The 22,106-nt window shown below is 54.4% G+C and carries 22 protein-coding genes; 13 read left to right on the top strand and 9 right to left on the bottom strand.

Features of this window, described 5'->3' with window-relative positions:
* Positions 1-42: 42 nt before the first annotated feature.
* The 5 genes from U9O48_RS13845 to U9O48_RS13825 form a co-directional block, all read right to left on the bottom strand.
* On the bottom strand, positions 43-492 hold the full coding sequence (locus U9O48_RS13845) for a SymE family type I addiction module toxin (RefSeq protein ID WP_324722669.1): 450 nt from the start codon (positions 490-492) through the stop codon (positions 43-45).
* 579 nt (positions 493-1,071) lie between these two features.
* Positions 1,072-2,283, bottom strand: coding sequence for a tyrosine transporter TyrP (tyrP, locus tag U9O48_RS13840; protein WP_285149435.1), 1,212 nt, complete (start codon positions 2,281-2,283; stop codon positions 1,072-1,074).
* Between the two features lie 225 nt (positions 2,284-2,508).
* The gene (ftnA, locus tag U9O48_RS13835) at positions 2,509-3,006 is read right to left on the bottom strand and encodes a non-heme ferritin (protein ID WP_282495436.1); all 498 of its coding nucleotides are present in this window, start codon (positions 3,004-3,006) and stop codon (positions 2,509-2,511) included.
* A 203-nt stretch (positions 3,007-3,209) separates the two neighbouring features.
* A complete protein-coding gene (gene yecR, locus U9O48_RS13830) occupies positions 3,210-3,548 on the bottom strand; it encodes a YecR family lipoprotein (protein ID WP_282495437.1) in 339 nt (112 codons plus the stop codon).
* 104 nt (positions 3,549-3,652) lie between these two features.
* Positions 3,653-5,833 carry an HD domain-containing phosphohydrolase gene (locus tag U9O48_RS13825; protein WP_324722668.1) on the bottom strand — a complete coding sequence of 727 codons (2,181 nt, stop codon included), beginning with the start codon at positions 5,831-5,833 and terminating at the stop codon, positions 3,653-3,655.
* Positions 5,834-6,079: 246 nt separating this feature from the next.
* Between U9O48_RS13825 and U9O48_RS13820 the strand changes: the two genes are divergently transcribed.
* A complete protein-coding gene (locus U9O48_RS13820) occupies positions 6,080-6,718 on the top strand; it encodes an RpiB/LacA/LacB family sugar-phosphate isomerase (RefSeq protein ID WP_282495439.1) in 639 nt (212 codons plus the stop codon).
* A 75-nt stretch (positions 6,719-6,793) separates the two neighbouring features.
* Here U9O48_RS13820 and U9O48_RS13815 read toward each other — a convergent pair whose 3' ends face one another.
* Positions 6,794-8,212: an MFS transporter gene (locus tag U9O48_RS13815; RefSeq protein ID WP_324722667.1), complete on the bottom strand. Its 1,419-nt coding sequence runs from the start codon at positions 8,210-8,212 to the stop codon at positions 6,794-6,796.
* Positions 8,213-8,425: 213 nt separating this feature from the next.
* On the opposite strand from U9O48_RS13815, the gene azuC reads away from it, so the two are divergent.
* Positions 8,426-8,509 carry a stress response protein AzuC gene (gene azuC / locus U9O48_RS13810; protein ID WP_014832437.1) on the top strand — a complete coding sequence of 28 codons (84 nt, stop codon included), beginning with the start codon at positions 8,426-8,428 and terminating at the stop codon, positions 8,507-8,509.
* A 108-nt stretch (positions 8,510-8,617) separates the two neighbouring features.
* Positions 8,618-8,869: a DUF2766 family protein gene (locus tag U9O48_RS13805; RefSeq protein WP_095282433.1), complete on the top strand. Its 252-nt coding sequence runs from the start codon at positions 8,618-8,620 to the stop codon at positions 8,867-8,869.
* 120 nt (positions 8,870-8,989) lie between these two features.
* Here U9O48_RS13805 and U9O48_RS13800 read toward each other — a convergent pair whose 3' ends face one another.
* Both U9O48_RS13800 and U9O48_RS13795 read right to left on the bottom strand, forming a co-directional pair.
* Positions 8,990-10,333 (bottom strand): anaerobic C4-dicarboxylate transporter, encoded by a 1,344-nt coding sequence (locus U9O48_RS13800; RefSeq protein ID WP_095282432.1) that lies wholly within the window; start codon positions 10,331-10,333, stop codon positions 8,990-8,992.
* A gap of 148 nt (positions 10,334-10,481) precedes the next feature.
* Positions 10,482-10,985 (bottom strand): non-heme ferritin-like protein, encoded by a 504-nt coding sequence (locus tag U9O48_RS13795; RefSeq protein WP_285144209.1) that lies wholly within the window; start codon positions 10,983-10,985, stop codon positions 10,482-10,484.
* Between the two features lie 201 nt (positions 10,986-11,186).
* Between U9O48_RS13795 and U9O48_RS13790 the strand changes: the two genes are divergently transcribed.
* From U9O48_RS13790 to otsA, 6 genes are all read left to right on the top strand, one after another.
* The gene (locus tag U9O48_RS13790) at positions 11,187-11,744 is read left to right on the top strand and encodes a DJ-1 family glyoxalase III (RefSeq protein WP_324722666.1); all 558 of its coding nucleotides are present in this window, start codon (positions 11,187-11,189) and stop codon (positions 11,742-11,744) included.
* A 316-nt stretch (positions 11,745-12,060) separates the two neighbouring features.
* A complete protein-coding gene (araF, locus tag U9O48_RS13785; RefSeq protein WP_095282430.1) occupies positions 12,061-13,050 on the top strand; it encodes an arabinose ABC transporter substrate-binding protein AraF in 990 nt (329 codons plus the stop codon).
* Positions 13,051-13,116: 66 nt separating this feature from the next.
* Positions 13,117-14,631, top strand: coding sequence for an L-arabinose ABC transporter ATP-binding protein AraG (gene araG / locus U9O48_RS13780; RefSeq protein WP_282495444.1), 1,515 nt, complete (start codon positions 13,117-13,119; stop codon positions 14,629-14,631).
* 14 nt (positions 14,632-14,645) lie between these two features.
* Entirely contained in the window at positions 14,646-15,626 is a 981-nt protein-coding gene (araH, locus tag U9O48_RS13775) for an L-arabinose ABC transporter permease AraH (protein WP_282495445.1), read from the top strand.
* Positions 15,627-15,790: 164 nt separating this feature from the next.
* Positions 15,791-16,597 carry a trehalose-phosphatase gene (gene otsB / locus U9O48_RS13770; RefSeq protein WP_324722665.1) on the top strand — a complete coding sequence of 269 codons (807 nt, stop codon included), beginning with the start codon at positions 15,791-15,793 and terminating at the stop codon, positions 16,595-16,597.
* Entirely contained in the window at positions 16,572-17,993 is a 1,422-nt protein-coding gene (gene otsA / locus U9O48_RS13765; RefSeq protein ID WP_285149574.1) for an alpha,alpha-trehalose-phosphate synthase, read from the top strand. Before otsB ends, otsA begins: the two co-directional genes overlap by 26 nt.
* A 19-nt stretch (positions 17,994-18,012) precedes the next feature.
* Here the strand turns inward: otsA and uspC are convergent, their stop codons facing one another.
* On the bottom strand, positions 18,013-18,438 hold the full coding sequence (uspC, locus tag U9O48_RS13760; RefSeq protein ID WP_282495447.1) for a universal stress protein UspC: 426 nt from the start codon (positions 18,436-18,438) through the stop codon (positions 18,013-18,015).
* Positions 18,439-19,234: 796 nt separating this feature from the next.
* Here uspC and flhD point away from each other — a divergent pair.
* The 4 genes from flhD (at position 19,235) to motB (ending at position 22,103) form a co-directional block, all read left to right on the top strand.
* A complete protein-coding gene (gene flhD / locus U9O48_RS13755; RefSeq protein ID WP_181826511.1) occupies positions 19,235-19,585 on the top strand; it encodes a flagellar transcriptional regulator FlhD in 351 nt (116 codons plus the stop codon).
* A gap of 2 nt (positions 19,586-19,587) precedes the next feature.
* Complete coding sequence (gene flhC / locus U9O48_RS13750) at positions 19,588-20,166, top strand: flagellar transcriptional regulator FlhC (protein ID WP_107704251.1); 579 nt, start codon at positions 19,588-19,590, stop codon at positions 20,164-20,166.
* A gap of 123 nt (positions 20,167-20,289) precedes the next feature.
* Positions 20,290-21,177 carry a flagellar motor stator protein MotA gene (motA, locus tag U9O48_RS13745; protein ID WP_282495448.1) on the top strand — a complete coding sequence of 296 codons (888 nt, stop codon included), beginning with the start codon at positions 20,290-20,292 and terminating at the stop codon, positions 21,175-21,177.
* Positions 21,174-22,103 carry a flagellar motor protein MotB gene (gene motB, locus U9O48_RS13740; RefSeq protein WP_282495449.1) on the top strand — a complete coding sequence of 310 codons (930 nt, stop codon included), beginning with the start codon at positions 21,174-21,176 and terminating at the stop codon, positions 22,101-22,103. Before motA ends, motB begins: the two co-directional genes overlap by 4 nt.
* Positions 22,104-22,106: the final 3 nt, after the last annotated feature.

The raw sequence follows: 22,106 nt of genomic DNA, 5'->3' as shown, positions 1-22,106 counted from the left end.
CCTGTAGGCCCGTGCAAGCGAAGCGCCGCCGGGCGGTTTATCTCACCGCTGCACCACCGGAATATTCCCCGTATCATTTAGCGCACCAGGAAAGGTTTTTAACCACTCCGATACGCGCTGTTTGTTTATACTCACCACGCTCATGCCTTCCAGACAGCCCCACAACTCGCGGGTGTTTTGCGGGGTGATGATGATGCAGTCCGGCATCACACGAATTTTCACCGGCATCCCGTCGATAAAACCGGCTTTCGAAAGCCACTCTCCGGTAAGAGGTAGATAGCTGTGTCCCATGCGCGAATAAAGTTCGCAGCAGGCGGTGCTGGACTGAGGCGTGTCAGCTCGCGCATGCACCATGGCGACATTCAGGGTTTTACCGTGCAGACGACGGGCGTCTTTTTTGCGAGTCACCTCGTGAAAACGATCATTACCCTCTGATCTCTCAGGATCTGTTTGGGCAATAGTGGGATCTGGCATAAACTCATTCGCAGCCATAAATAACTCCTTTTCAGTTTTTTGTGGTTAGCGGTGTAACGGTGTTCCAGCACCTTTACGCCGCGCTTCATATTTTTCCGCTCTGAAGAACCCCTCCATCGCGTAAGCCTAATAATACTCCTCTGTATAAAAAAACAGTGCCCCAAAATCAGAGCAAATTCGCAAAATGCGAAGCCGCTTCCGACAGAATTAAAGTCAGAATGAAACGTTACATTGGGCACCGGTGTGGGTCCCCGCAGAAATCGGCGAACCGGAGGCCGGATGACAAGGTCTGGGCGCCAGGGATGGCGACCAGAGGCGAAACGAGACAGGACAAAATTGCCGGGAGCAATTTTGAACAGCGCTTGCGCTGGCCCCGTAGGGGCGAGTCCCATGGATGGGACGAGTAATCACGAGTCGAGCCGGCCGCGGGCAGCAGGCCGGGAGATGAGCGCAGTGCGAAGCACCGATTTCATGGCGGGGCGCGGGGATTGAAAAGGGGGCCGCGCAGCCCCCTTTTCACGTTCACAGGTTATGCAGCCATTATATTCTGTCGAACATAAAGTGAACGGAACAACCTCAAATGCTTCAAAAACAGGATCACCCGACCTCGGGCAACACCCCCGCCACAATCAAAAACTGCACCAAAATCACCCCAATCCCACACACAAACACCAGGCCTAACAACGGCTTCCCGCCCCACACCCGATAACCCGAATCCGGATGCTGCTGGCGGCTTTTCCATGCCAGCAGAGAAGGGAGCAGCAGCGCCAGCACCGCCAGCGCCACGCCCGCGTAACCCAGCGCCATCACAAATCCGCGCGGATAGAACAGCGCGAAGGCTAGCGGTGGCAGGAAGGTGATCAGTCCCGTCTGAATGCGTCCGCCGACGGAGCGATTACGCTGGAACAGATCCGCCAGATAATCGAACAACCCCAGCGCCACGCCGAGGAAGGAGGTGGCCAGCGCCAGATCGGCAAACAGATGCACCGCCAGCTCTACGTGCGGCGAGGCCACTACTTCACGTAACGCCTGCAGGAATCCGTTCAGACCCGAGTGATCGGCCATTAAGCCCATAAAGGTCGAAGAGCCAATGCTGCCGAGCGTCACCAGCTGCCAGAAAATATAGGCAATCAGCGGGATCGCACTGCCGATAATAAACACGCGACGCAGCTTACGAATATCGCCATTCATATAGCTGACGATGCTCGGCACGCTGCCGTGAAAGCCGAAGGAGGTGAAAATCACGGGGATTGCGGAAAGCGCCAGACCCTGTTGCAGAGGCAGCGTCAGCAGATTCACTTTGTGAACGTGCGGAGCCAGCAGGGCCAGCATCACCACCAGGAAAATAATCTTGGCGGTAAACAGAAAACGGTTAAAGAGATCGACTAGCGATGTACCGACGCACACCACGCCGCCGCCAATCAGGGTAAAGAAGACAACGCCGGTGGCCGGAGAGATATCCGTGCCAAACCAGTCGTTGACGCTCGACGCAATCAGCTCGCCCGCACCGCTCATGTACGCCGCCGTCAGGGCATACATCAGGAACATCATGCTAAAACCGGTGATCCACTGACCGTAGCGGCCAAGATAGCGCGCGGCCAGCGAGCCGAGGCCCGTATCCGCCGGAACGTGCTGATACACTTCCAGCAACAGCAGGGCGGTGTAACACATCAACGCCCACAGGCAACCCAATAGCACCAGCGTCACGCCAAATCCGACGCCCGCGGCGGCCAGTGGCATCGCCAGCATTCCTGCGCCAATCGTCGTGCCTGCGACGATAAAAATACTTCCCAGTGTTCTGTTCTTCACGCTTTCCTCTACCACAACCGCTAATCGCAACCTAATCTGCGGCGCAGAGTAAGACAAAAGCGCAACCTCGTCAAATCCCCGTTACAAGGGGTGTAATGGAATTTTTACAGGGTTGAAGCAGGCGGCGAGAGGGAATTTTATCAAGGGGGGAAGAGGGGGTTTTCAACGCGCGAAAGTAAAATCTGTCGCCAATAAAAAAAGGGAGCCAGATGGCTCCCCGAAACTTTATTTCTGTGTGTCGAGAGTCGACAACTCTTTATCAATAAAGTACAGACCTTCGCCTGATTTACCCGCCAGCGATAATTTATCGAGTACGGATTTAAACAGTTTCTCTTCTTCGTGCTGCTCTGCAACATACCATTGCAGGAAATTAAAGGTCGGATAATCCTGAGCCACCATCGCCGCGTGAGTCAGTTCGTTAATTTTCTGGGTGATCAGCTGTTCGTGTTCGTAAGTGGCGCGGAACAGTTCGTCCAGAGAGGCGTACTCGGCAAACGGAGACGCAACCGGGTTGATGCGCGGCAGGCTGCCGGTGTCAGAGAGATAATCGAACAGACGCTGCATGTGCGTCATCTCTTCCTGAGCGTGGCGACGCAGAAACGCAGCCGCGCCTTCAAAGCTGTGGTAGCTGCACCAGGCACTCATCTGTTGATAAAGCAGGGATGAAAAAAGCTCAAGGTTCATTTGTTCGTTGAGCTTATCGATCATTTCAGTTTTCAGCATAGCGCAGCTCCGGGAAATTATTATTAGTCAGTCAGGGCGTCACTATAATTTGTTATTTAATTATTTGCAAAAGGTAAAATAAGTATATTATTTATTAAAAATACGAATGGGAATAAAACGCATTGGCGCTTATTTATATTTTAATGAGAATGGTTTCGCTTCGTATTAAATAAGCTGCCAGAACAATACTGGCAGCACTATTATTAATAGTAGGTTTGGGTAGGGCCAGGATTTATCGCATAGCCCATGCATTTGTACTGAATGGTGACGGTCTGGTTGAGGCAAACCGACCCGCTGAACAGGCTACAGGTTTTAATCGGCTGGCCGTAGAAAGAGGCGGTCGCGAAGCCCATGCTCTGACACTCGCGCGTGGCGGTCCCGTTGGTGACGTAGTCATCGTAACGGGCATTCTGGAAAATCGGCTGACCGTAATCCAGCCGGACCACGCCGCCAGTCGCATCGGCATTGCTCACCTGCGCCTGGCGGGTGACCGTGCAGCCCGCGAGGAGCAGTACTAATCCTGCAACGAATACTCTCTTCATATCTCGCCCTGATCTGATGTAAACAGGTTATCTTACTGTCTGATAAGCCAGACAATGCCTGGAATAGCCGGACGAATTTCCCTTTCTCTTCACAACGGCATGATTTAATCGGCGAGACTGTCGAAGATCATGCGGAATTTCAGATGGTGCTGGCGGAACAGGGCGATCAGCTGCGGATCGAAATGTTTTCCGGCACCCTCAAAAATCACTTCGCACGCCTGCTCATGGCTGAATCCGGGTTTATAGACGCGCTTTTGCCGCAGGGCGTCGTACACATCTGCCAGCGCCAGAATGCGCGCTTCGAGCGGAATATTTTCTCCGCGCAGCCCTTCGGGATAGCCGCTGCCGTCCCATTTCTCATGATGGAAGTGAATGATGTTTTCCGCCACCGGGCCGAGCCCCAGGCCCTGAATAATCATATAGCCCTTGGTGGTGTGCAGTTTCATCTCGCTGAACTCATGTTCCGTCAGCGGGCCTTGCTTGCGCAAGATCCTGTCCGGCACCGCAATTTTGCCGACGTCGTGCAGCGACGCAAAATGTTCGATCTCTGTCATCATTTTGCGCGACAGATTCAGTTCCCGCGCCATCATTCCGCAATATTTCGCCACGCGCTGAATATGGCTTCCGGTTTCATCGTCGTGGGCGCGGTTCACCTTCTCCAGGGCCTGCACAATATTGCGGTTCACCAGGCGGCTCTCTTTTATATGCCGACGCATCATGAACAGCATCCCAATGCTAAAAAGCACGGTGACGAACAGGATCACGCTGATAATTTTTAAGGTGTTTTTGGTGAGCGCCGGGAAGAACTCGTGCACCTCATGACGTTCCAGCTGAGTGCGGAAGCTCGACAGGCGGTTAACCTGAGTCAGCAAGTGATACAGCGGATGATCGGGCTGAACCCAGGGGCCGACGATGAATTCGCTGCGGGTGACGCCCGCGACTTTCAGAACGCCGCGAAACAGTTCGTTGCCGCGCAGGGTCGATTCCAGCGAGCTCAGATCCCCCAGAATGAAGTCGACTTTATTGTTCTCCATCGCGTCGATAAGCCCGTTTACGCTGTGACGGGTGACGATCACCACGTCGCTGCCAAAGCGATTTTGCAGATAGCGGGCCGCGAATGAACCCTCCAGCACGCCCACGCGCTGGCTGCGGATACTCTCTTCATCCCACAGGAAAGGCTGCTTGATACGGTTATAGTAAACGTTATGCCACGCCACATCCGGCCCGATGCGGCCAGCGGCGTGCTCGGGATCGGTGGTTTCCGCGACATTCACCAGGCGGACCGGCCAGCGCTGCTGCCTCAGCGCGTCGGCATAGTGATCGATAAAATGGACATCCACTTCCATGCCCAGCAGGTCGCGCATGTCCTTGATCATGTTGATGGCGGTGCCCTGATAGCCGCGCTCGTCCTTCCAGACCACCGGCGCAAAGTTCTCATTTTTCGGCAGCCAGATTTGCAGGCGGTTGTTCGTAAGCCACGCGCGCTCCTCTTTTGAGATCGAAATCCGGCTGAGGAGGTAGTGGCGCTTGCTCTCTTCCAGCGTCCTGTGCATCTTCCCACTGCGATACCACTCGCCGAGAAACACATTCACCTTTTCACGCAGATCTTTCAGCTCCGGGCTGAAGGCCAGCACCACCGGAATACGCAGTTCGGGAAAGGGGCGGGAGATCAGATAATAGCGCTGGGTGTTTTCCATCTCGCTGGCGTCATTGATGTAGAAATCCGCCTTGTGCTCGCTCAGCAAACGGAACGCCTCTTCGCTGCTGGCGACCAGATGCAGCGAGCGGAATTTCAGCTCCGGATAACGCTTCTGCACGCTTTCCAGAGTGGCGTCGTTCTGGCGAAACAGCACGCGGGCATTCGCCAGCTCTTCGATCGTATTCACGGACATGCTCGGGCTGGCGGCCACCACTTCATTATTGAACAGCTGCGAGGAGAGAATTTTAGTGCGCGCGCGGGCCTCGGTTCTGAGCACGCCCGCATACACGCCGTAGATGTCGCGGTTAAAACGCTGGCCGATCTCGGGGCCGCTGACCGGCGTGAGTTCCAGAAGGGTGCCATATTTTTCATTAATGGCGCGCACCAGTTCTGGATAAAAACCCTGTAACTCGCCTTGAGGCGAGCGCCAGAATTCAAAGCTGTCGGCGTCATAAATCCAGACGGGAATGGCGTGGGTTTCGGCAGCGGACTGGGCAAAAGCGGCTCGGGCCCAGACCAGGGCTGCGAGGATAAGTATCCAGAAAAGCGATGTGATGCGAGGCGTCCGGCGGCGCATATTCACCATTGTTCCCCAAAGGATTTTTATAGTCTTTTAAAAAGCAGTCTAGCTAACAGCCAGATTCGTGAGTAGAGATTTCTTAAGTTTGTGCATAAGCACGCTATTTCCGCGTGAAGAGTCGAAATTGTGAAGCGCCTTTCGTTTTTTAAAACATTTTTTCAGTTAATTTGAAAGTGCGTTTGTTAGATAGTAAGGTTGGGGGGATTCGCTATCTTTGGCGGCAAAACCCGCAACGCATTCAGGAGATGAAGAATGAAAATTGCACTGATGATGGAAAACAGCCAGGCCGGTAAAAACGCCACTATCCTCAACGAACTTAAATCCGTTGTCGATGAGAAGGGGTTCCCGGTCTATAACGTCGGGATGAGTGATGAGAACGATCACCACCTGACCTATATCCATCTGGGTATTATGGCCAGCATCCTGCTGAATGCGAAGGCCGTTGACTTCGTGGTGACCGGCTGCGGTACCGGGCAGGGCGCGCTGATGTCTCTTAACATCCATCCGGGCGTGATTTGCGGCTACTGTATCGACCCGGCAGATGCCTTCCTGTTTGCGCAGATCAACAACGGTAACGCGCTCTCCCTGCCATTCGCCAAAGGCTTCGGCTGGGGCGCAGAGCTGAACGTGCGCTTCATCTTCGAAAAAGCCTTTACGGGCCGCAAAGGCGAAGGTTATCCGCCAGAGCGTAAAGAGCCGCAGGTGCGTAACGCCGGTATCCTGAACCAGGTGAAAGCCGCCGTGGTCAAAGAGAACTATCTGGATACCCTGCGCGCCATCGATCCTGAACTGGTGAAAACCGCGGTTTCTGGCCAGCGCTTCCAGCAGTGTTTCTTCGAAAACTGTCAGGACAAAGAGATCGAAGCCTTTGTTCGCGGTATCGTTGGGTAATCTGTGGTCTGATTGCCGACGGGTGGCGCTGCGCTTACCCGGCCTACAACACCTGAGCCAGCTTAGCTGGCTTTTTTAACGCTTATTCGACACCGCGCTTCCCGCATCCTTCGTTAGCCGCAACGTATCCACCATCCCCGCCAGACAAATCAGCGCAATGGCGACAAAGGCCAGGCGGAAGCTGATCCCCGGCACATCGGTGATACCCAGTACACTCCCGAGCTTTTCCCCGATACGAATCCCAATCGCCCCGAGCGTGATCCCAAGCCCCACCGCCAGCTGTGTGGCCGTGGAAAACAGCGTGTTGGCGTAGCTCATCTGTGCCGACGGCACGTCTGCGAAAGCCAGGGTACTCACCGCCGTAAACTGAATCGAGCGGAACACGCCGCCCAGATAGAGAATCAGCATGATCAGCCAGACCGGCGTTTGCGGTGAGATAATTGCGCAGGCCAGCAGCGACAGGACGTTTAATGCCCCGTTGATCAGCAGCAGCTTTCGAAAACCAAGGCGGCGAATCAGCGGCGTGGTCGCGGGTTTGATCGTCAGGTTGCCGACAAACACCGCCAACACCAGCAGACCGGAGTGGAACGCGTCCATGCCAAACCCGACCTGAAACATCAGCGGCAGCAGGAAAGGCACGGCGCTGATAGAGGCGCGGAACAGCGACCCGCCGTACATCGTCACGCGAAACGTCGGAACCTGCAGAGCGTCGAGGCGAATCATCGGACATTCGGCGCGCTGAAAATGGCGCAGGGCGTAGATGAGCGTCACCACGCCGACCGCCAGCAGCCCGACGGTGAGAAGCCCGTCCGGATGCTGCGCTCCCATCGACTCCATGGCATACACCAGGCTCACCATCGCAATGGTGGTGGCGATAAAACCGGGTGTATCAAAGGGACGGCGCGCATCGTCGTGCAGGTCGGGAATGATGCGCAGCGCCAGAATAATCGCCAGCATCCCGAGCGGCACATTAATAAAGAAGATCCAGCGCCAGTCGGCGTAGCTGGTGATAAACCCGCCGAGCGGTGGACCGATGATCGGAGCCACCAGCGCGGGCCAGGTGAGGGTGGCGATGGCGGTGATCAGCTGATGTTTGGGCGTCGTGCGCAGCACGGCAAGACGACCGACCGGAACCATCAGCGCGCCGCCCATTCCCTGCAACACGCGCATGGCGACAAACTGATCGACCGTGGTAGACAGGCCGCACAGCACGGAGGCGAGGGTGAAGATCGCCAGCGCCACGGCGAAGACTTTGCGCGCACCAAAGCGGTCGGCAATCCAGCCGCTGGCGGGGATCAGCACAGCCAGGGTAATCAGGTACGCGCTGATACCGATATTCAGATCCACGGCCTGCACGCCAAAGCTTTTCGCCATATCGGGCAGCGCGGTGGCAATCACCGTGCCGTCGAGAAACTCCATAAAGAACGCCCCGGCAACCAGCAGCGCCGCAGGAGACAAACCGCGGCTCTCTTTTCCGGTGATGTTTTCACTCATTTTTACCCTGCCATATCAAAAAATTTTATAAAAATTTACTGGAACTTATAAGTTCCTAACCTGCGGATTTGTCTTGTGTTTTTATAACAATCTCGCAGCATTGCTGGTTTTGTAACCGTGATGTGTATCACATAACCGTTGATTTTTGTGACGCTGGTCATATTATATGCGGATAGACAATAACACCTGCATAACACATTACCGGAGCATCAAATGAAACTGCGCAAAATCCTGAAAAGCATGTGGGCTAACTACTGCAATACGTTCAAAGACGTACCGCCAGGCGCAATGTTCTGATGAAAAAAACCTGCTTCGGCAGGTTTTTTTATGCCTGCGTTCGACGAGAGGGAAGATGAAAGGGCCGTGGTTTTGCTACTATAGCGCTCTTTATTGAAGGAGCTTCCTATGTCTCAAAATCTGAGCGCCGATCAGGAACTGGTGTCTGACGTCGTCGCGTGCCAGTTGGTCATCAAACAAATCCTGGATGTGTTAGACGTTATCACCCCGACCGAAGTGCGGGAAAAAATGTCCACCCAACTGAAAAACATCGATTTCACCAGCCATCCTGCTGCAGCGGATCCCGTTACGCTTCGCGCCATTCAAAAAGCCATTGCGCTTATCGAACTCAAGTTCACACCGCAGGGTGAGTCACATTAAAATAAACCGATGTTTTGAATTTTGAAACAGGTTTTTTGCCGGGTGGCGCTTCGCTTACCCGGCCTACAAAACCCCGTAGGCCCGTGCAAACGTAGTGCCGCCGGGCGTCTTTGTCAGCAATTAAAAGAAGGTCTGCACCAGCAGATAGCTGGCGGCACAGGCGCAGCTCACGCCGATAAGGCCTGGCAGAATGAAGCTGTGGTTGATAATGAATTTGCCGATTTTGGTGGTACCCGAGCGGTCAAAGCCGATACAGGCGAGATCGCTGGGATACGTCGGCAGCACGAAGTAACCGTAAGAGGCCGGGAAGAACGCGATCAGCATTTTCGGTTCGATGCCCAGCATCAATCCCATCGGTGCCACAGCGGTGAGGGCCGCGGCCTGGCTGTTCACCAGTTTGGAGACCAGGAACAGCACGATAGCGTAGGTCCACGGATGGCTCTTCACCACGCCTTCCAGCGCCATTTTCAGCTCGTCGAGGTGCGCCTGGAAAAAGGTATCGCTCATCCATGCGACGCCGAACACCGAGAAAATAGCCACCATCCCGGCTTTAAACACCGCGCCGTTCGAAATGGCGGAGGCGTTGACCTTACAGGCAATCAGCATCACCGCACCGGCGATCAGCATCATCATCTGGATCACGAGGTTCATCGACAGCGCCGTCATTTTGCCTTTGATTTCAAACGCAGGGCGCAAATCGGGCAGGGCGCCCAGCAGAACCACCACGGCGATCCCGGCGAAGAAAATCCACGTTGACCAGTAGGCCTGTTTCGGGAAGCGCTGGTTCATCAGGGTTTCGGTGCTGCCATAGATAAATTCACGCTGTTTCGGGTCGGTGAGTTTTTCCTGAAACTCGGCGTCATCCGCCAGATCTTTCCCGCGGCGCAGACTCCAGAGGGCGGCAATCATCACGCCAAACAGTGAGGCGGGAACCGAGACGGCCAAAATCTCCAGGATCCCCCACGCCTGACCCACCCCATGCTGAGCGCCAATGATCGACACCAGCGACACCACGGCAACGGAGACGGGCGAGGCGGTAATCGCCATTTGCGAAGCGATGGAGGCCACCGCCATCGGGCGCTCCGGGCGAATTCCCTTTTTCAGCGCGATATCCGCGATGATCGGAAACATGGTGTAAACCACGTGGCCGGTGCCGCACAGAAAGGTCAGCATCCAGGTGGTGAACGGCGCGAGGAGGGTGATGTGCTGCGGGTGTTTCCTGAGCAAGCGCTCCGCAAACTGCATCATCACATTCAGACCACCGGCGGTTTGCAGCGTCGCGGCGCAGCCGATGACCGCGAGGATCGTCAGCATCACGTCCACCGGCGGTTTGCCGGGCTGTAATCCAAACACAAAGCTTAAAATGAAAAGGCCGATACCGCTTATCAGCCCAAGGCCCATCCCGCCAAACCGCGTTCCCACCAGCAGGCAGAGAATAATGACAATAAACTCGATGGTGATCATGAAGCTCCCTCGTCAGTCAAAGTGAAATGAATTAAATCATTTCACTTTGTAAGGTTATGGGTTGGGAGCCAGATCTGATTTGTTAAAATTCAATTAAAGCAATGACTTGATAACTATTAATTAACAATTCCCGTAATACGAAACGATTTTAGTGCTGCTGAAAGTTCACCAGATTCAGCAGATGTTGGTCCGTCTGGGTCATGCACAGACCGGCGCGTCGGGCACTGCGTACCTCGTCGAGAATGGTTTTCAGCAGCAGGCCATCCTGCTGCTGCTCTTTCCCTATATCCCGCAGGAAGTCGAGAGTGTCGTCGTCGTGCAGCGCTTTAGCTTCTCCGGCGAGGGTTTTCAGCATGGTACAGCGCTGCTCATACTCTTCGAGGGTTTTCTGGAACAGCTCTTCCAGCGATGAGCAGGACTCTTCGGAAACCACGCGAGCTTTAACAATCGGGTTGGCCCCGGCTTGTTTCATATATTCGAAGACCCGCATCATCTGGGTGATATTGCTTTGCGCCTGGGTGCGCAGGAAGGTGGCGGTACCGTTGAGGCTGTGCTCGGAACACCAGTCGCTCAGCTGCAAATAGAGGTTGGAGGCGTTGAACTCGAGGTTCATCTGGGTGTTGAGTTTCTGAATCATTCCTGAAGTCGTCATTATAATGTCCTTATTTCGGGGAGGGATGATTAACACCAGAATAAAGCCGTTCAGTATTGTCTTAATGTGACCGGCTTTTCATTTCCTTTGATTTCAATGCTATTTCTTAAAAAGACCGAACTGTGATCCACCCGCGAGTTTGCCCAATGACTTTCTATAAAATGAAACAATGTTTTATCTATTTTATTTGTGAGGATCAAAATGGCAAAAGTGGCGGTGTTACTGGCACCAGGATTTGAAGAAGCGGAAGCAATTATCACCATTGATATCCTGCGCCGCATGCAGATTGAAGTGGAAACCCTGGCCTGTGCGGAGTCGCGCGCGGTGGTGAGCTATCACAACATTCCGATGGTGGCCGACTGCACCCTGACCGAGCGCGCCGCCACCCTGTACGATGCCATCGTGCTGCCGGGCGGGCCGCAGGGGAGCGTGAATCTGGCTGCCAGTCAGGACGTTATCGCTTTTGTAAAAGCCCACGACGAGGCCGGAAAACTAATCTGCCCGATCTGCTCCGCCGCCGCGCGGGTACTGGGCGGAAACGGTCTGCTGAAGGGGCGTCGCTACGTCTGCTCCGGCGATCTGTGGGAGACGGTAAAAGACGGCGAGTATGTCGATGCCCCGGTGGTAGAGGACCAGAATCTGCTCAGCGGAAAAGGTCTCGGCCACGCCTTTGATTTTGCCCTGACCCTGGCAGCGCGTTTGTTGAATGATGAAACGGCGGTTCGCGATCACGCGGATCATATTTACTACGCCTGGTAAATTCTTAACCGGGCGCTACGGCGCCTGGGTTACAGGGACGCGTTAGCTGACTCTATGGATAATTCTGCTTAATCCCCTCCTATTTGTCCGACAATAGCCGCCTTTTTTATGTCATTTATCGCTGAATCTATGTACGCAATTACTGTAATTCTGCGGTGTGATGGGGCTCTCTTATGGATGATTAATTTCCCGCTAAAACTATCTCCAGCACTATCACTTATTCATGGGTGAGCGCTAATACCTTGTTTTATGTCCGATTAAATAAAAAGCACGACAATATACCCTACATAAAAGAATGCTCATGCTGGAGTTAACCATGCACAAATTTACTAAAACGCTGGCGGCCATCGGCCTGGCTGCCGTTATGTCACAATCCGCTATGGCGGAGAATTTAAAGCTCGGTTTCCTGGTCAAACAGCCAGAAGAACCCTGGTTCCAGACCGAATGGAAATTTGCGGATAAAGCCGGGAAAGATCTCGGGTTTGATGTCATCAAAATTGCCGTGCCCGACGGCGAGAAAACCTTAAACGCCATCGACAGCCTGGCGGCGAGCGGGGCGAAAGGCTTTGTGATTTGTACGCCGGATCCGAAACTCGGCTCAGCCATCGTGGCAAAAGCGCGCGGCTACGGCATGAAGGTGATTGCGGTGGACGATCAGTTCGTCAACGCCAAAGGCAAACCGATGGACACCGTGCCGCTGGTGATGATGGCGGCGACTAAAATCGGCGAGCGTCAGGGCCAGGAACTCTATAAAGAGATGCAAAAACGCGGCTGGGACGTGAAAGAGAGCGCCGTGATGGCGATCACCGCGGACGAGCTGGATACCGCCCGTCGTCGCACCTCGGGTTCGATGGAAGCCCTGAAAGCGGCCGGATTCCCGGAAAAACAGATCTATAAAGTCCCAACCAAATCCAACGATATCCCAGGTGCGTTTGACGCCGCAAACTCGATGCTGGTTCAGCATCCGGAAGTGAAACACTGGCTGGTGGTCGGCATGAACGACAACACCGTGCTGGGCGGCGTGCGCGCGACGGAAGGTCAGGGCTTTAAAGCCCCGGATGTCATCGGGATCGGCATTAACGGCGTGGATGCGGTGAGCGAACTCTCCAAAGCGCAGGCCACCGGTTTCTACGGCTCGCTTCTGCCAAGCCCGGACGTGCACGGCTATAAATCCAGTGAAATGCTCTACAACTGGGTCACCAAAGATGCCGAACCGCCGAAATTTACCGAAGTCACCGACGTGGTGCTGATCACCCGCGACAACTTTAAAGAGGAACTGGCGAAAAAAGGGCTGGGCGGTAAGTAATTTGTTGTGATTGCGCCCCTCGATGCTGAGGGGCCAGACGTACACTACTGGAATCACGGAGACGTTATGCAACAGTCTGACCTGACTCTCTCTTTTCGCGGCATCGGGAAAACCTTTCCCGGTGTGAACGCGCTGACCGATATCAGTTTTGACTGCTATCCCGGTCAGGTCCACGCCCTGATGGGGGAGAACGGCGCGGGGAAATCCACGCTGTTAAAAATCCTCAGCGGAAACTACGCCCCGACGACCGGCACGCTGGCCATTCGCGGGGAAGAGATGGCGTTTGCCGATACGACGGCGGCGCTGAATGCCGGGGTCGCGATCATTTATCAGGAGCTGCACCTGGTGCCTGAAATGACGGTGGCGGAAAACATCTATCTGGGGCAACTGCCTCACAAAAGCGGGATCGTTAACCGTTCGCTGCTCAACTACGAAGCCGGGCTGCAGCTCCAGCATCTCGGGCTGGATATCGATCCGCAAACCCCGCTGAAATACCTCTCCATCGGCCAGTGGCAGATGGTGGAAATCGCCAAGGCGCTGGCGCGTAACGCCAAAATTATCGCCTTTGACGAACCGACCAGTTCCCTCTCGGCGCGCGAGATCGACAACCTGTTCCGCGTGATCCGCGAGCTGCGTAAAGAGGGGCGCATCATTCTGTATGTCTCTCATCGCATGGAAGAGATTTTCGCCCTGAGCGATGCGATCACCGTCTTCAAAGACGGGCGCTACGTGCGCACCTTCACCGACATGCAGCAGGTAAATCATGACCAGCTGGTGCAGGCGATGGTCGGCCGCGAGCTGGGGGATATTTATCACTGGCAACAGCGCGAGTACGGCACCGAACGTCTGCGTCTGGAGAGCGTGAAAGCGCCGGGCGTGCGCACACCGATTTCGCTCTCGGTGCGCAGCGGTGAAATCGTCGGCCTGTTCGGGCTGGTAGGCGCCGGGCGCAGCGAACTGATGAAAGGGCTGTTTGGCGGCACGCGGATCACCGCAGGCCAGGTGTACATCGACGGCCAGCCGGTGGATATCCAGAAACCGGCCCACGCCATTCGCGCTGGTATGATGCTCTGCCCGGAAGATCGTAAAGCCGACGGGATTATTCCTGTCCATTCCGTTCGCGACAATATCAACATCTCAGCGCGGCGAAAATTCCTTCGTGCCGGGTGTTTAATTAACGATCGCTGGGAAAACATTAACGCCGATAACCATATTCGCTCCCTGAATATTAAAACTCCCGGCCCTGAGCAGCTGATTATGAATCTCTCCGGTGGCAACCAGCAAAAAGCGATTCTTGGCCGCTGGCTGTCGGAAGAGATGAAAGTCATTTTGCTGGACGAGCCGACGCGCGGCATCGATGTCGGGGCGAAGCACGAAATCTATAACGTCATCTATGAGCTGGCAAAACGCGGCGTGGCGGTACTTTTCGCCTCAAGCGATCTGCCCGAAGTGCTGGGCGTCGCCGACCGCATCATCGTGATGCGCGAAGGGGATATCGCCGGTGAGCTGTTACATGAACAGGCGAATGAACAACAGGCGTTGAGCCTCGCCATGCCTAAAGTCAGCCAGGCTGTCGCCTGAGCAAGGAGTGAATGATGTCTTCTGTTACTACCTCCCGCGCGCCGAAGTCGGCTTTTAACCTGGGGCGCATCTGGGATCAATACGGGATGCTGGTGGTCTTCGCGGTCCTGTTTATCGGCTGCGCGATTTTCGTGCCGAATTTCGCCAGTTTTATCAATATGAAAGGGCTGGGTCTGGCGATTTCCATGTCGGGCATGGTCGCCTGCGGAATGCTGTTCTGTCTGGCGTCCGGGGATTTCGACCTCTCCGTCGCGTCGGTTATCGCCTGTGCCGGGGTGACGACGGCGGTGGTCATCAACATGACCGAAAGCCTGTGGATTGGCGTGTTCGCCGGTCTGATGCTCGGCGTGCTCAGCGGTCTGGTGAACGGCTTTGTTATCGCGCGTCTGAAAATTAACGCCCTGATCACCACGCTGGCGACTATGCAGATTGTGCGCGGTCTGGCCTATATTATCTCTGACGGTAAAGCGGTGGGTATCGAAGACGAGCGCTTCTTTACTCTCGGCTACGCGAACTGGCTGGGTTTGCCGGCGCCAATCTGGCTGACGGTGGGCTGCCTGATTATTTTCGGCTTCCTGCTCAACAGAACCACCTTTGGCCGCAACACGCTGGCGATTGGCGGGAATGAAGAGGCGGCGCGTCTGGCCGGTGTCCCGGTGGTGCGTACCAAGATTATTATCTTCGTGCTCTCCGGGCTGGTGTCGGCGGCGGCGGGGATTATTCTGGCCTCGCGTATGACCAGCGGCCAGCCGATGACGTCCATTGGCTATGAGCTGATTGTGATTTCTGCCTGCGTTTTAGGTGGGGTTTCACTGAAAGGCGGCATCGGAAAAATCTCATATGTGGTGGCCGGTATCCTGATCCTCGGCACCGTGGAGAACGCCATGAACCTGCTGAATATCTCCCCGTTCTCGCAGTACGTGGTACGTGGCCTGATCCTGCTGGCAGCGGTGATCTTCGACCGTTACAAGCAAAAAGCGAAACGTACCCTTTAGGTAAAATCAGGCTCAACTTTTAAGTCTAGTCCCACCTTCCCACCGCCTGCCAGCTTCGCTTGCAGGCGGTGTTCTAAATGGCGAGCAGCGTCACACTGTCTATACTTACATGGCTACTGAGATGTTAAATGTCTGACATCTCGAAAACCGTAAGGAGGACAAGGGTGGCAGACTCGTTAACCGTACCGCCTGCACTGACCGGAGAATTTGCACTCTTTTTCGATCTTGACGGGACCCTCGCCGAGATCAAACCACACCCTGATCAGGTGGTGTTGCCCGCCGACATTCTCCGGGTGCTGGACCAGCTCTCGCAAGACAATCAGGGAGCACTGGCATTGATATCAGGGCGCTCAATGGCCGAGCTTGATGAGCTCGCCAGGCCTTACCGCTTTCCGCTTGCCGGTGTGCACGGAGCGGAGCGCCGCGACATCCATGGCAACGCGCATATCGTCTCACTCCCCGACTCGCTGATTCAGACGCTCACGGCGCAGCTGACGGCTGCGCTTGAACATCTGCCGGGTACGGAGCTGGAAGCCAAAGGGATGGCCTTTGCGCTGCACTATCGACAGGCGCCAGAGCACGAGGCGGCGATAACCGCGCTGGCAACCTCAGTCGTGGCCGCGCATCCGCAGCTCGCGCTGCAGCCGGGGAAATGTGTGGTTGAAATCAAACCTAAGGGCATTAACAAAGGCGAGGCGATTAGTGCCTTTATGGCCGAAGCGCCGTTCGCGGGCAGGACGCCGGTGTTTATCGGCGACGACCTGACGGACGAGAGCGGTTTTCGCGTCGTGAATCAGGCTGGAGGGATTTCTATTAAAGTCGGACAGGGGGAAACCTGTGCCGGATGGCGACTGCCTAACGTCGCCAGCGTCTGGCAGTGGGTCACTGAAGTCGCTAACCAGCAACAAGAAGAAAAAATAGCGCATAACAACAGGAGAAAACATGATGGGTCGCTTAGTCGTAGTCTCTAACCGAATTGCGCCACCGGACGATAAAAAATCCAGCGCAGGTGGTCTGGCGGTGGGGATTTTGGGTGCCTTAAAAGCAGCCGGCGGGCTCTGGTTTGGCTGGAGCGGGGATGTCGGTAATGAGGATCAGCCGCTAAAAAAGGTGACACGGGGCAACATCACGTGGGCATCCTTTAATCTTGGCGAGAAGGATTACGAAGAGTACTACTCGCAGTTTTCCAACGCGGTGCTATGGCCTGCGTTTCACTATCGCCTGGACCTGGTAAAATTCCAGCGCGAATCCTTCGAAGGATACATGCGCGTCAACGCGCTGCTGGCGGATAAACTGCTGCCCTTAATCGAGGAAGACGATATTTTATGGATCCACGATTATCACCTGCTGCCGTTTGCCAGCGAGCTGAGAAAACGTGGCGTGAACAACCGGATCGGCTTCTTCCTGCATATCCCGTTCCCGACACCGGAAATTTTCAACGCCTTACCGCCGCACGAAGAGCTGCTGGAAGGGCTGTGCGATTACGATCTGCTCGGCTTCCAGACCGAAAACGACCGTCTGGCGTTCCTCGATAGCGTCTCCGGTAAAACGCGCCTGACCACGCGCAGCAAGTCTCACACCGCGTGGGGGAAAACCTTCGAAACCGAGGTCTATCCTATCGGCATCGAACCGGATGAGATCGCCGCCGATGCCTCTGGCCCGCTGCCGCCGAAACTGGCGCAGCTCAAAAGCGAGCTGAAAAACGTCAAAAACATCTTCTCCGTCGAGCGTCTGGATTACTCCAAAGGCTTGCCGGAGCGCTTCCAGGCCTATGAGCGACTGCTGGATAAGTTCCCGCAGCACCACGGGAAAATCCGCTATACGCAGATTGCACCGACCTCCCGTGGGGAAGTGCAGGCCTATCAGGACATTCGCCATCAGCTGGAAACCGAAGCGGGGCGGATTAATGGCCGCTACGGCCAGCTGGGCTGGACGCCGCTCTATTATCTGAATCAACATTTTGAGCGCAAAATTCTGATGAAGGTTTTCCGCTATGCGGAAGTGGGGCTGGTGACGCCGCTGCGTGACGGGATGAATCTGGTGGCAAAAGAGTATGTTGCCGCGCAGGACCCGAAAGATCCCGGCGTGCTGGTGTTGTCGCAGTTCGCGGGAGCGGCCAACGAACTGACGTCGGCGCTCATCGTCAATCCTTATGACAGCGATGACGTGGCGAATGCGCTGGACAGGGCGCTCACCATGCCGCTGACGGAACGCATTTCACGTCACGCGGAGATGATGAAGGTCATCCGGGAAAACGATATTAACCACTGGCAGGAGCATTTTATCCGCGATCTTGAGCGGCTCACGCCCCGCAGTAAGGAGAGCAACCTGCAAAAAAAGGTCGCCACCTTCCCTAAACTCGCCTGAGTAGCGCCCCTCGGTGGCATCAGCTGCCGAGGGGAACCAGCAGCACGTCCACCTGACTTGAGCTGACAATCGCCTTGGCGGAGCACGCCGCGCGCGAGAAGAAGCTTTGGTTATGGTTCCCGCAAATCACCAGATCGACCTGCTCCTTGCGACAGATATCGAGAATGTGCTCGCTCAGTTCACCCGTCGCGATAAAGGTTCGCGCGATAGGGTACTGAGCTTTGTCTTCCAGCTCCTGCAAAAACTGCTGGGTCTCTTCCTGCAGCAGACCACGAATATCTTCCAGCATTGGCGCGGCCAGCTGGTTGTACATTTCGGGCTCGGCAGCAAGGGTAACAAGACTGACCCGCGCGTTAAGCGGGCGGGCGATAGAGACGGCACGCGCCAGTAGCTGATGGCTTTCTGGTGTCACCGCAACACACACAAGAATATGCGAGTAACTCATAGCTCACTCCTTTGATGTCCTGAGACAGAGGATTCTTCACCATTAGCGCGATTCGCAACGCTTCGCAAGAGGGCAATACGACAATGGTGTGACGCTTATCATAATTATTCATTAATTATTCTTATAAAACGAATAGTGGCATAACGCAGCTTAACCACCGAAAAGAACGCCTTAAGTTAAATGTCTACATTTTAATAATGAGTGGATGAATCATTTTAACGCCCCGTCAATAAGTCAGTTACCATCACCAGACGAAACTATTTTATTTGATTAAAGCTGTAATTCATTGTTTTTATAAGTAAATAAATCAATGTATACAATATTGAGATGAAATGTTAATGCCTTGATCGCATCTGGTGTAACAACAGTTGAGGGTCCTCTCGCAACGATGGTCACTGTGCATGAGTATTCGCATGGTAAGAATATAAAAGGCGTTCAAGTGGTCAATATTTGTTCAAATTACAAATCAAACTGATGGTTCATTCCGTTTTTATACCGTGGTTTTTGTGATCTGGATCACATTTTTTTTAAATTTCGGGAGGGGCTGCATTGTATGTCGGAAAACGGACGAGTAGAGTTGCCTCGAATTAGGAAAAATCTTAGTTATTTGTAAGTAATGATAAGACGCAATGGTCAAGGATCACCATTTTAAACACCGCGCGTTTTATCCAGTTTAACCTTAATTCGACTATGCATTTTCGCCTTTTCTTTTTTTTTACCGGGGTTTTCTCGGCGACATCACGGGGTGCGGTCTTACCGCATAAAAAATTATAGTTGGTTATTCTGGATGGGAAAAATGCATACATCCGAGATGCTTAAACATGTCTATGACATAAATTTGTCATACTTATTACTTGCGCAGCGTTTGATTAGTCAGGACAAACCGTCCGCCATGTTCCGTCTGGGTATCAGCGAAGAGATGGCAACAACGCTTGGCGGATTAACCCTCCCTCAGATGGTCAAACTGGCGGAAACCAATCAGCTGGTGTGTCAGTTCCGCTTCGACAGTCATCAGACGATTACCCGTCTGACTCAGGATTCACGCGTAGACGATCTGCAACAGATCCATACCGGAATTTTGCTTTCAACCCGCCTTCTCACCGAAATCAGCCAGCCTGACGACGTGGCCCGTAAGAAAAGGGCTTGAAGATGAGCGAAAAAAGCATTGTTCAGGAAGCTCGCGACATTCAGTTAGCTATGGAACTGATCACGTTGGGTGCTCGCTTACAAATGCTGGAAAGCGAGACTCAGCTGAGCCGCGGTCGTCTTATCAAATTGTACAAAGAATTACGCGGTAGCCCGCCGCCGAAAGGCATGCTGCCGTTCTCTACGGATTGGTTTATGACCTGGGAGCAAAACATCCACGCATCGATGTTTTGTAACGCCTGGCAATTTCTTTTGAAAACGGGTTTGTGCACCGGCGTGGACGCCGTTATTAAAGCGTACAAACTCTACCTTGAACAATGTCCCCAGCCGGAAGAGGGGCCACTTCTGGCGCTAACCCGTGCATGGACTCTGGTGCGCTTTGTCGAGAGTGGATTGCTGCAATTGTCGCGCTGTAATTGCTGCGACGGCAACTTTATCACCCACGCTCACCAGCCCGTAGGTAGCTTCGCCTGCAGTTTGTGTCAGCCGCCTTCCCGTGCGGTAAAAAGACGTAAACTTTCCCCGGAAGCTGCCGATATTAATCCACAACTGCTGGATGAACAGATCGAACAAGCTGTTTAACCCGAACGTGTGGGAAAGATTCCAGCAGCGGTAAGCAATTACCGCTGCTTTTTTTTACCCTGCGATCCGGTTAAGTCTTCAACCTGAACATCCTGCCATAGTCACTAGCAGAAGGATGATGTCGTGCTTATCTTATTAGGTTACCTGGTCGTACTCGGTACCGTTTTCGGTGGATATATGATTACCGGTGGGGAACTGGGAGCACTCTATCAACCGGCTGAATTTATTATCATCGGCGGCGCCGGGATAGGTGCGTTTATCGTTGGTAACAACGGTAAATCGATTAAAGGGACGCTGAAAGCGCTCCCGTTACTGTTTCGTCGTTCGAAATACACCAAAAGCATGTATATGGATTTGCTGGCGCTGCTCTATCGTCTGATGGCGAAGTCGCGTCAACAAGGCATGTTCTCGCTGGAGCGTGATATTGAGAACCCGAAAGAGAGTGAAATTTTTGCGAGTTATCCGCGCATTCTCGCCGACGCGACCATGCTGGATTTCATCGTCGATTATCTGCGACTGATCATCAGCGGCAACATGAACACCTTCGAAATCGAAGCGCTGATGGACGAAGAGATCGAAACGCATGAAAGCGAGTCCGAAGTCCCGGCGAGCGCGCTGGCGACCATGGGTGATTCACTGCCCGCCTTCGGTATCGTGGCGGCGGTGATGGGGGTGGTTCACGCTCTGGCCTCAGCGGATCGTCCGGCTGCAGAGCTCGGCGCGCTGATTGCTCACGCCATGGTGGGGACCTTCCTCGGGATCCTGCTTGCCTACGGTTTTATCTCGCCGCTGGGAACGGTATTGCGTCAGAAGAGCGCGGAAACCACCAAGATGATGCAGTGCGTGAAGATCACGCTGCTGTCAAACCTGAACGGCTACGCACCGCCAATCGCGGTAGAGTTTGGGCGTAAAACCCTGTACTCCAGCGAGCGTCCATCGTTTGTCGAGCTTGATGAACACGTTCGTGCCGTGAAGAACCCGAACCAACAGACGACGACTGAGGACGCATGAAAAACCAGTCCCATCCCATCGTCATAGTCAAAAAGCGCAAGCACAAAGGTCATGGGCACGGTTCCCATGGCTCGTGGAAAATCGCTTACGCCGACTTCATGACCGCGATGATGGCCTTTTTCCTGGTGATGTGGCTGATTTCCATCTCCAGTCCGAAAGAGCTGATTCAGATTGCGGAGTATTTCAGAACCCCGCTGGCGACGGCGGTCACGGGCGGACACCGTATTGCTAACAGCGACAGCCCAATCCCTGGCGGCGGTGACGATGTCACCCAGCAAAAGGGTGAAGTGAAGAAAGAACCGAATATCGACGAGTTGAAAAAGCGTATGGAGCAGGCGCGGTTGAAAAAACTGCGTGGCGACCTGGATCAGCTCATCGAGGCAGACCCGAAACTGCGCGCCCTGCGCCCGCATTTGAAGATCGATCTGGTGCAGGAAGGATTACGTATCCAGATTATTGATAGCCAGAACCGCCCGATGTTTAAAACCGGCAGCGCAGAAGTAGAGCCTTACATGCGCGATATTTTGCGCGGTATTGCCCCGGTGCTGAACGGGATCCCAAACCGTATCAGCCTCTCGGGTCACACGGATGATTTCCCGTATGCCAGCGGGGAGAAGGGATACAGCAACTGGGAGCTATCTGCCGATCGTGCCAACGCCTCGCGTCGCGAGCTGGTGGCCGGTGGGCTGGATGAGGGCAAAGTCCTTCGCGTCGTCGGTATGGCCGCCACCATGCGCGTCACCGACCGCGGCCCGGACGATGCCATCAACCGTCGTATCAGTCTTTTAGTGCTCAATCAGCAGGCGGAGCAGACCATTCTGCACGAAAACGCCGAAAGCCAGAATGAGTCACTGGATGATTTAAAACAGCCAGGGGCAGTGCCTTCGGCTGCCGTTCCAACATCGCCACCAGCCAATCCGAGGTGATAG

The organism is Lelliottia sp. JS-SCA-14, assembly GCF_035593345.1.
GTDB classification, from domain to species: Bacteria; Pseudomonadota; Gammaproteobacteria; order Enterobacterales; family Enterobacteriaceae; genus Enterobacter; species Enterobacter wanjuensis.
This window is presented reverse-complemented; position numbering and strand designations above follow the sequence as displayed.

Bases quoted from the DNA above. Each gene is read 5' to 3' on its own strand.
- U9O48_RS13845 (WP_324722669.1), bottom strand. From the start codon at position 492: ATGGCTGCGAATGAGTTTATGCCAGATCCCACTATTGCCCAAACAGAT.
- ftnA (WP_282495436.1), bottom strand. From the start codon at position 3,006: ATGCTGAAAACTGAAATGATCGATAAGCTCAACGAACAAATGAACCTT.
- yecR (WP_282495437.1), bottom strand. From the start codon at position 3,548: ATGAAGAGAGTATTCGTTGCAGGATTAGTACTGCTCCTCGCGGGCTGC.
- U9O48_RS13825 (WP_324722668.1), bottom strand. From the start codon at position 5,833: ATGGTGAATATGCGCCGCCGGACGCCTCGCATCACATCGCTTTTCTGG.
- U9O48_RS13820 (WP_282495439.1), top strand. From the start codon at position 6,080: ATGAAAATTGCACTGATGATGGAAAACAGCCAGGCCGGTAAAAACGCC.
- U9O48_RS13815 (WP_324722667.1), bottom strand. From the start codon at position 8,212: ATGAGTGAAAACATCACCGGAAAAGAGAGCCGCGGTTTGTCTCCTGCG.
- azuC (WP_014832437.1), top strand. From the start codon at position 8,426: ATGAAACTGCGCAAAATCCTGAAAAGCATGTGGGCTAACTACTGCAAT.
- U9O48_RS13805 (WP_095282433.1), top strand. From the start codon at position 8,618: ATGTCTCAAAATCTGAGCGCCGATCAGGAACTGGTGTCTGACGTCGTC.
- U9O48_RS13800 (WP_095282432.1), bottom strand. From the start codon at position 10,333: ATGATCACCATCGAGTTTATTGTCATTATTCTCTGCCTGCTGGTGGGA.
- U9O48_RS13795 (WP_285144209.1), bottom strand. From the start codon at position 10,985: ATGACGACTTCAGGAATGATTCAGAAACTCAACACCCAGATGAACCTC.
- U9O48_RS13790 (WP_324722666.1), top strand. From the start codon at position 11,187: ATGGCAAAAGTGGCGGTGTTACTGGCACCAGGATTTGAAGAAGCGGAA.
- araF (WP_095282430.1), top strand. From the start codon at position 12,061: ATGCACAAATTTACTAAAACGCTGGCGGCCATCGGCCTGGCTGCCGTT.
- araG (WP_282495444.1), top strand. From the start codon at position 13,117: ATGCAACAGTCTGACCTGACTCTCTCTTTTCGCGGCATCGGGAAAACC.
- araH (WP_282495445.1), top strand. From the start codon at position 14,646: ATGTCTTCTGTTACTACCTCCCGCGCGCCGAAGTCGGCTTTTAACCTG.
- otsA (WP_285149574.1), top strand. From the start codon at position 16,572: ATGGGTCGCTTAGTCGTAGTCTCTAACCGAATTGCGCCACCGGACGAT.
- uspC (WP_282495447.1), bottom strand. From the start codon at position 18,438: ATGAGTTACTCGCATATTCTTGTGTGTGTTGCGGTGACACCAGAAAGC.
- flhD (WP_181826511.1), top strand. From the start codon at position 19,235: ATGCATACATCCGAGATGCTTAAACATGTCTATGACATAAATTTGTCA.
- flhC (WP_107704251.1), top strand. From the start codon at position 19,588: ATGAGCGAAAAAAGCATTGTTCAGGAAGCTCGCGACATTCAGTTAGCT.
- motB (WP_282495449.1), top strand. From the start codon at position 21,174: ATGAAAAACCAGTCCCATCCCATCGTCATAGTCAAAAAGCGCAAGCAC.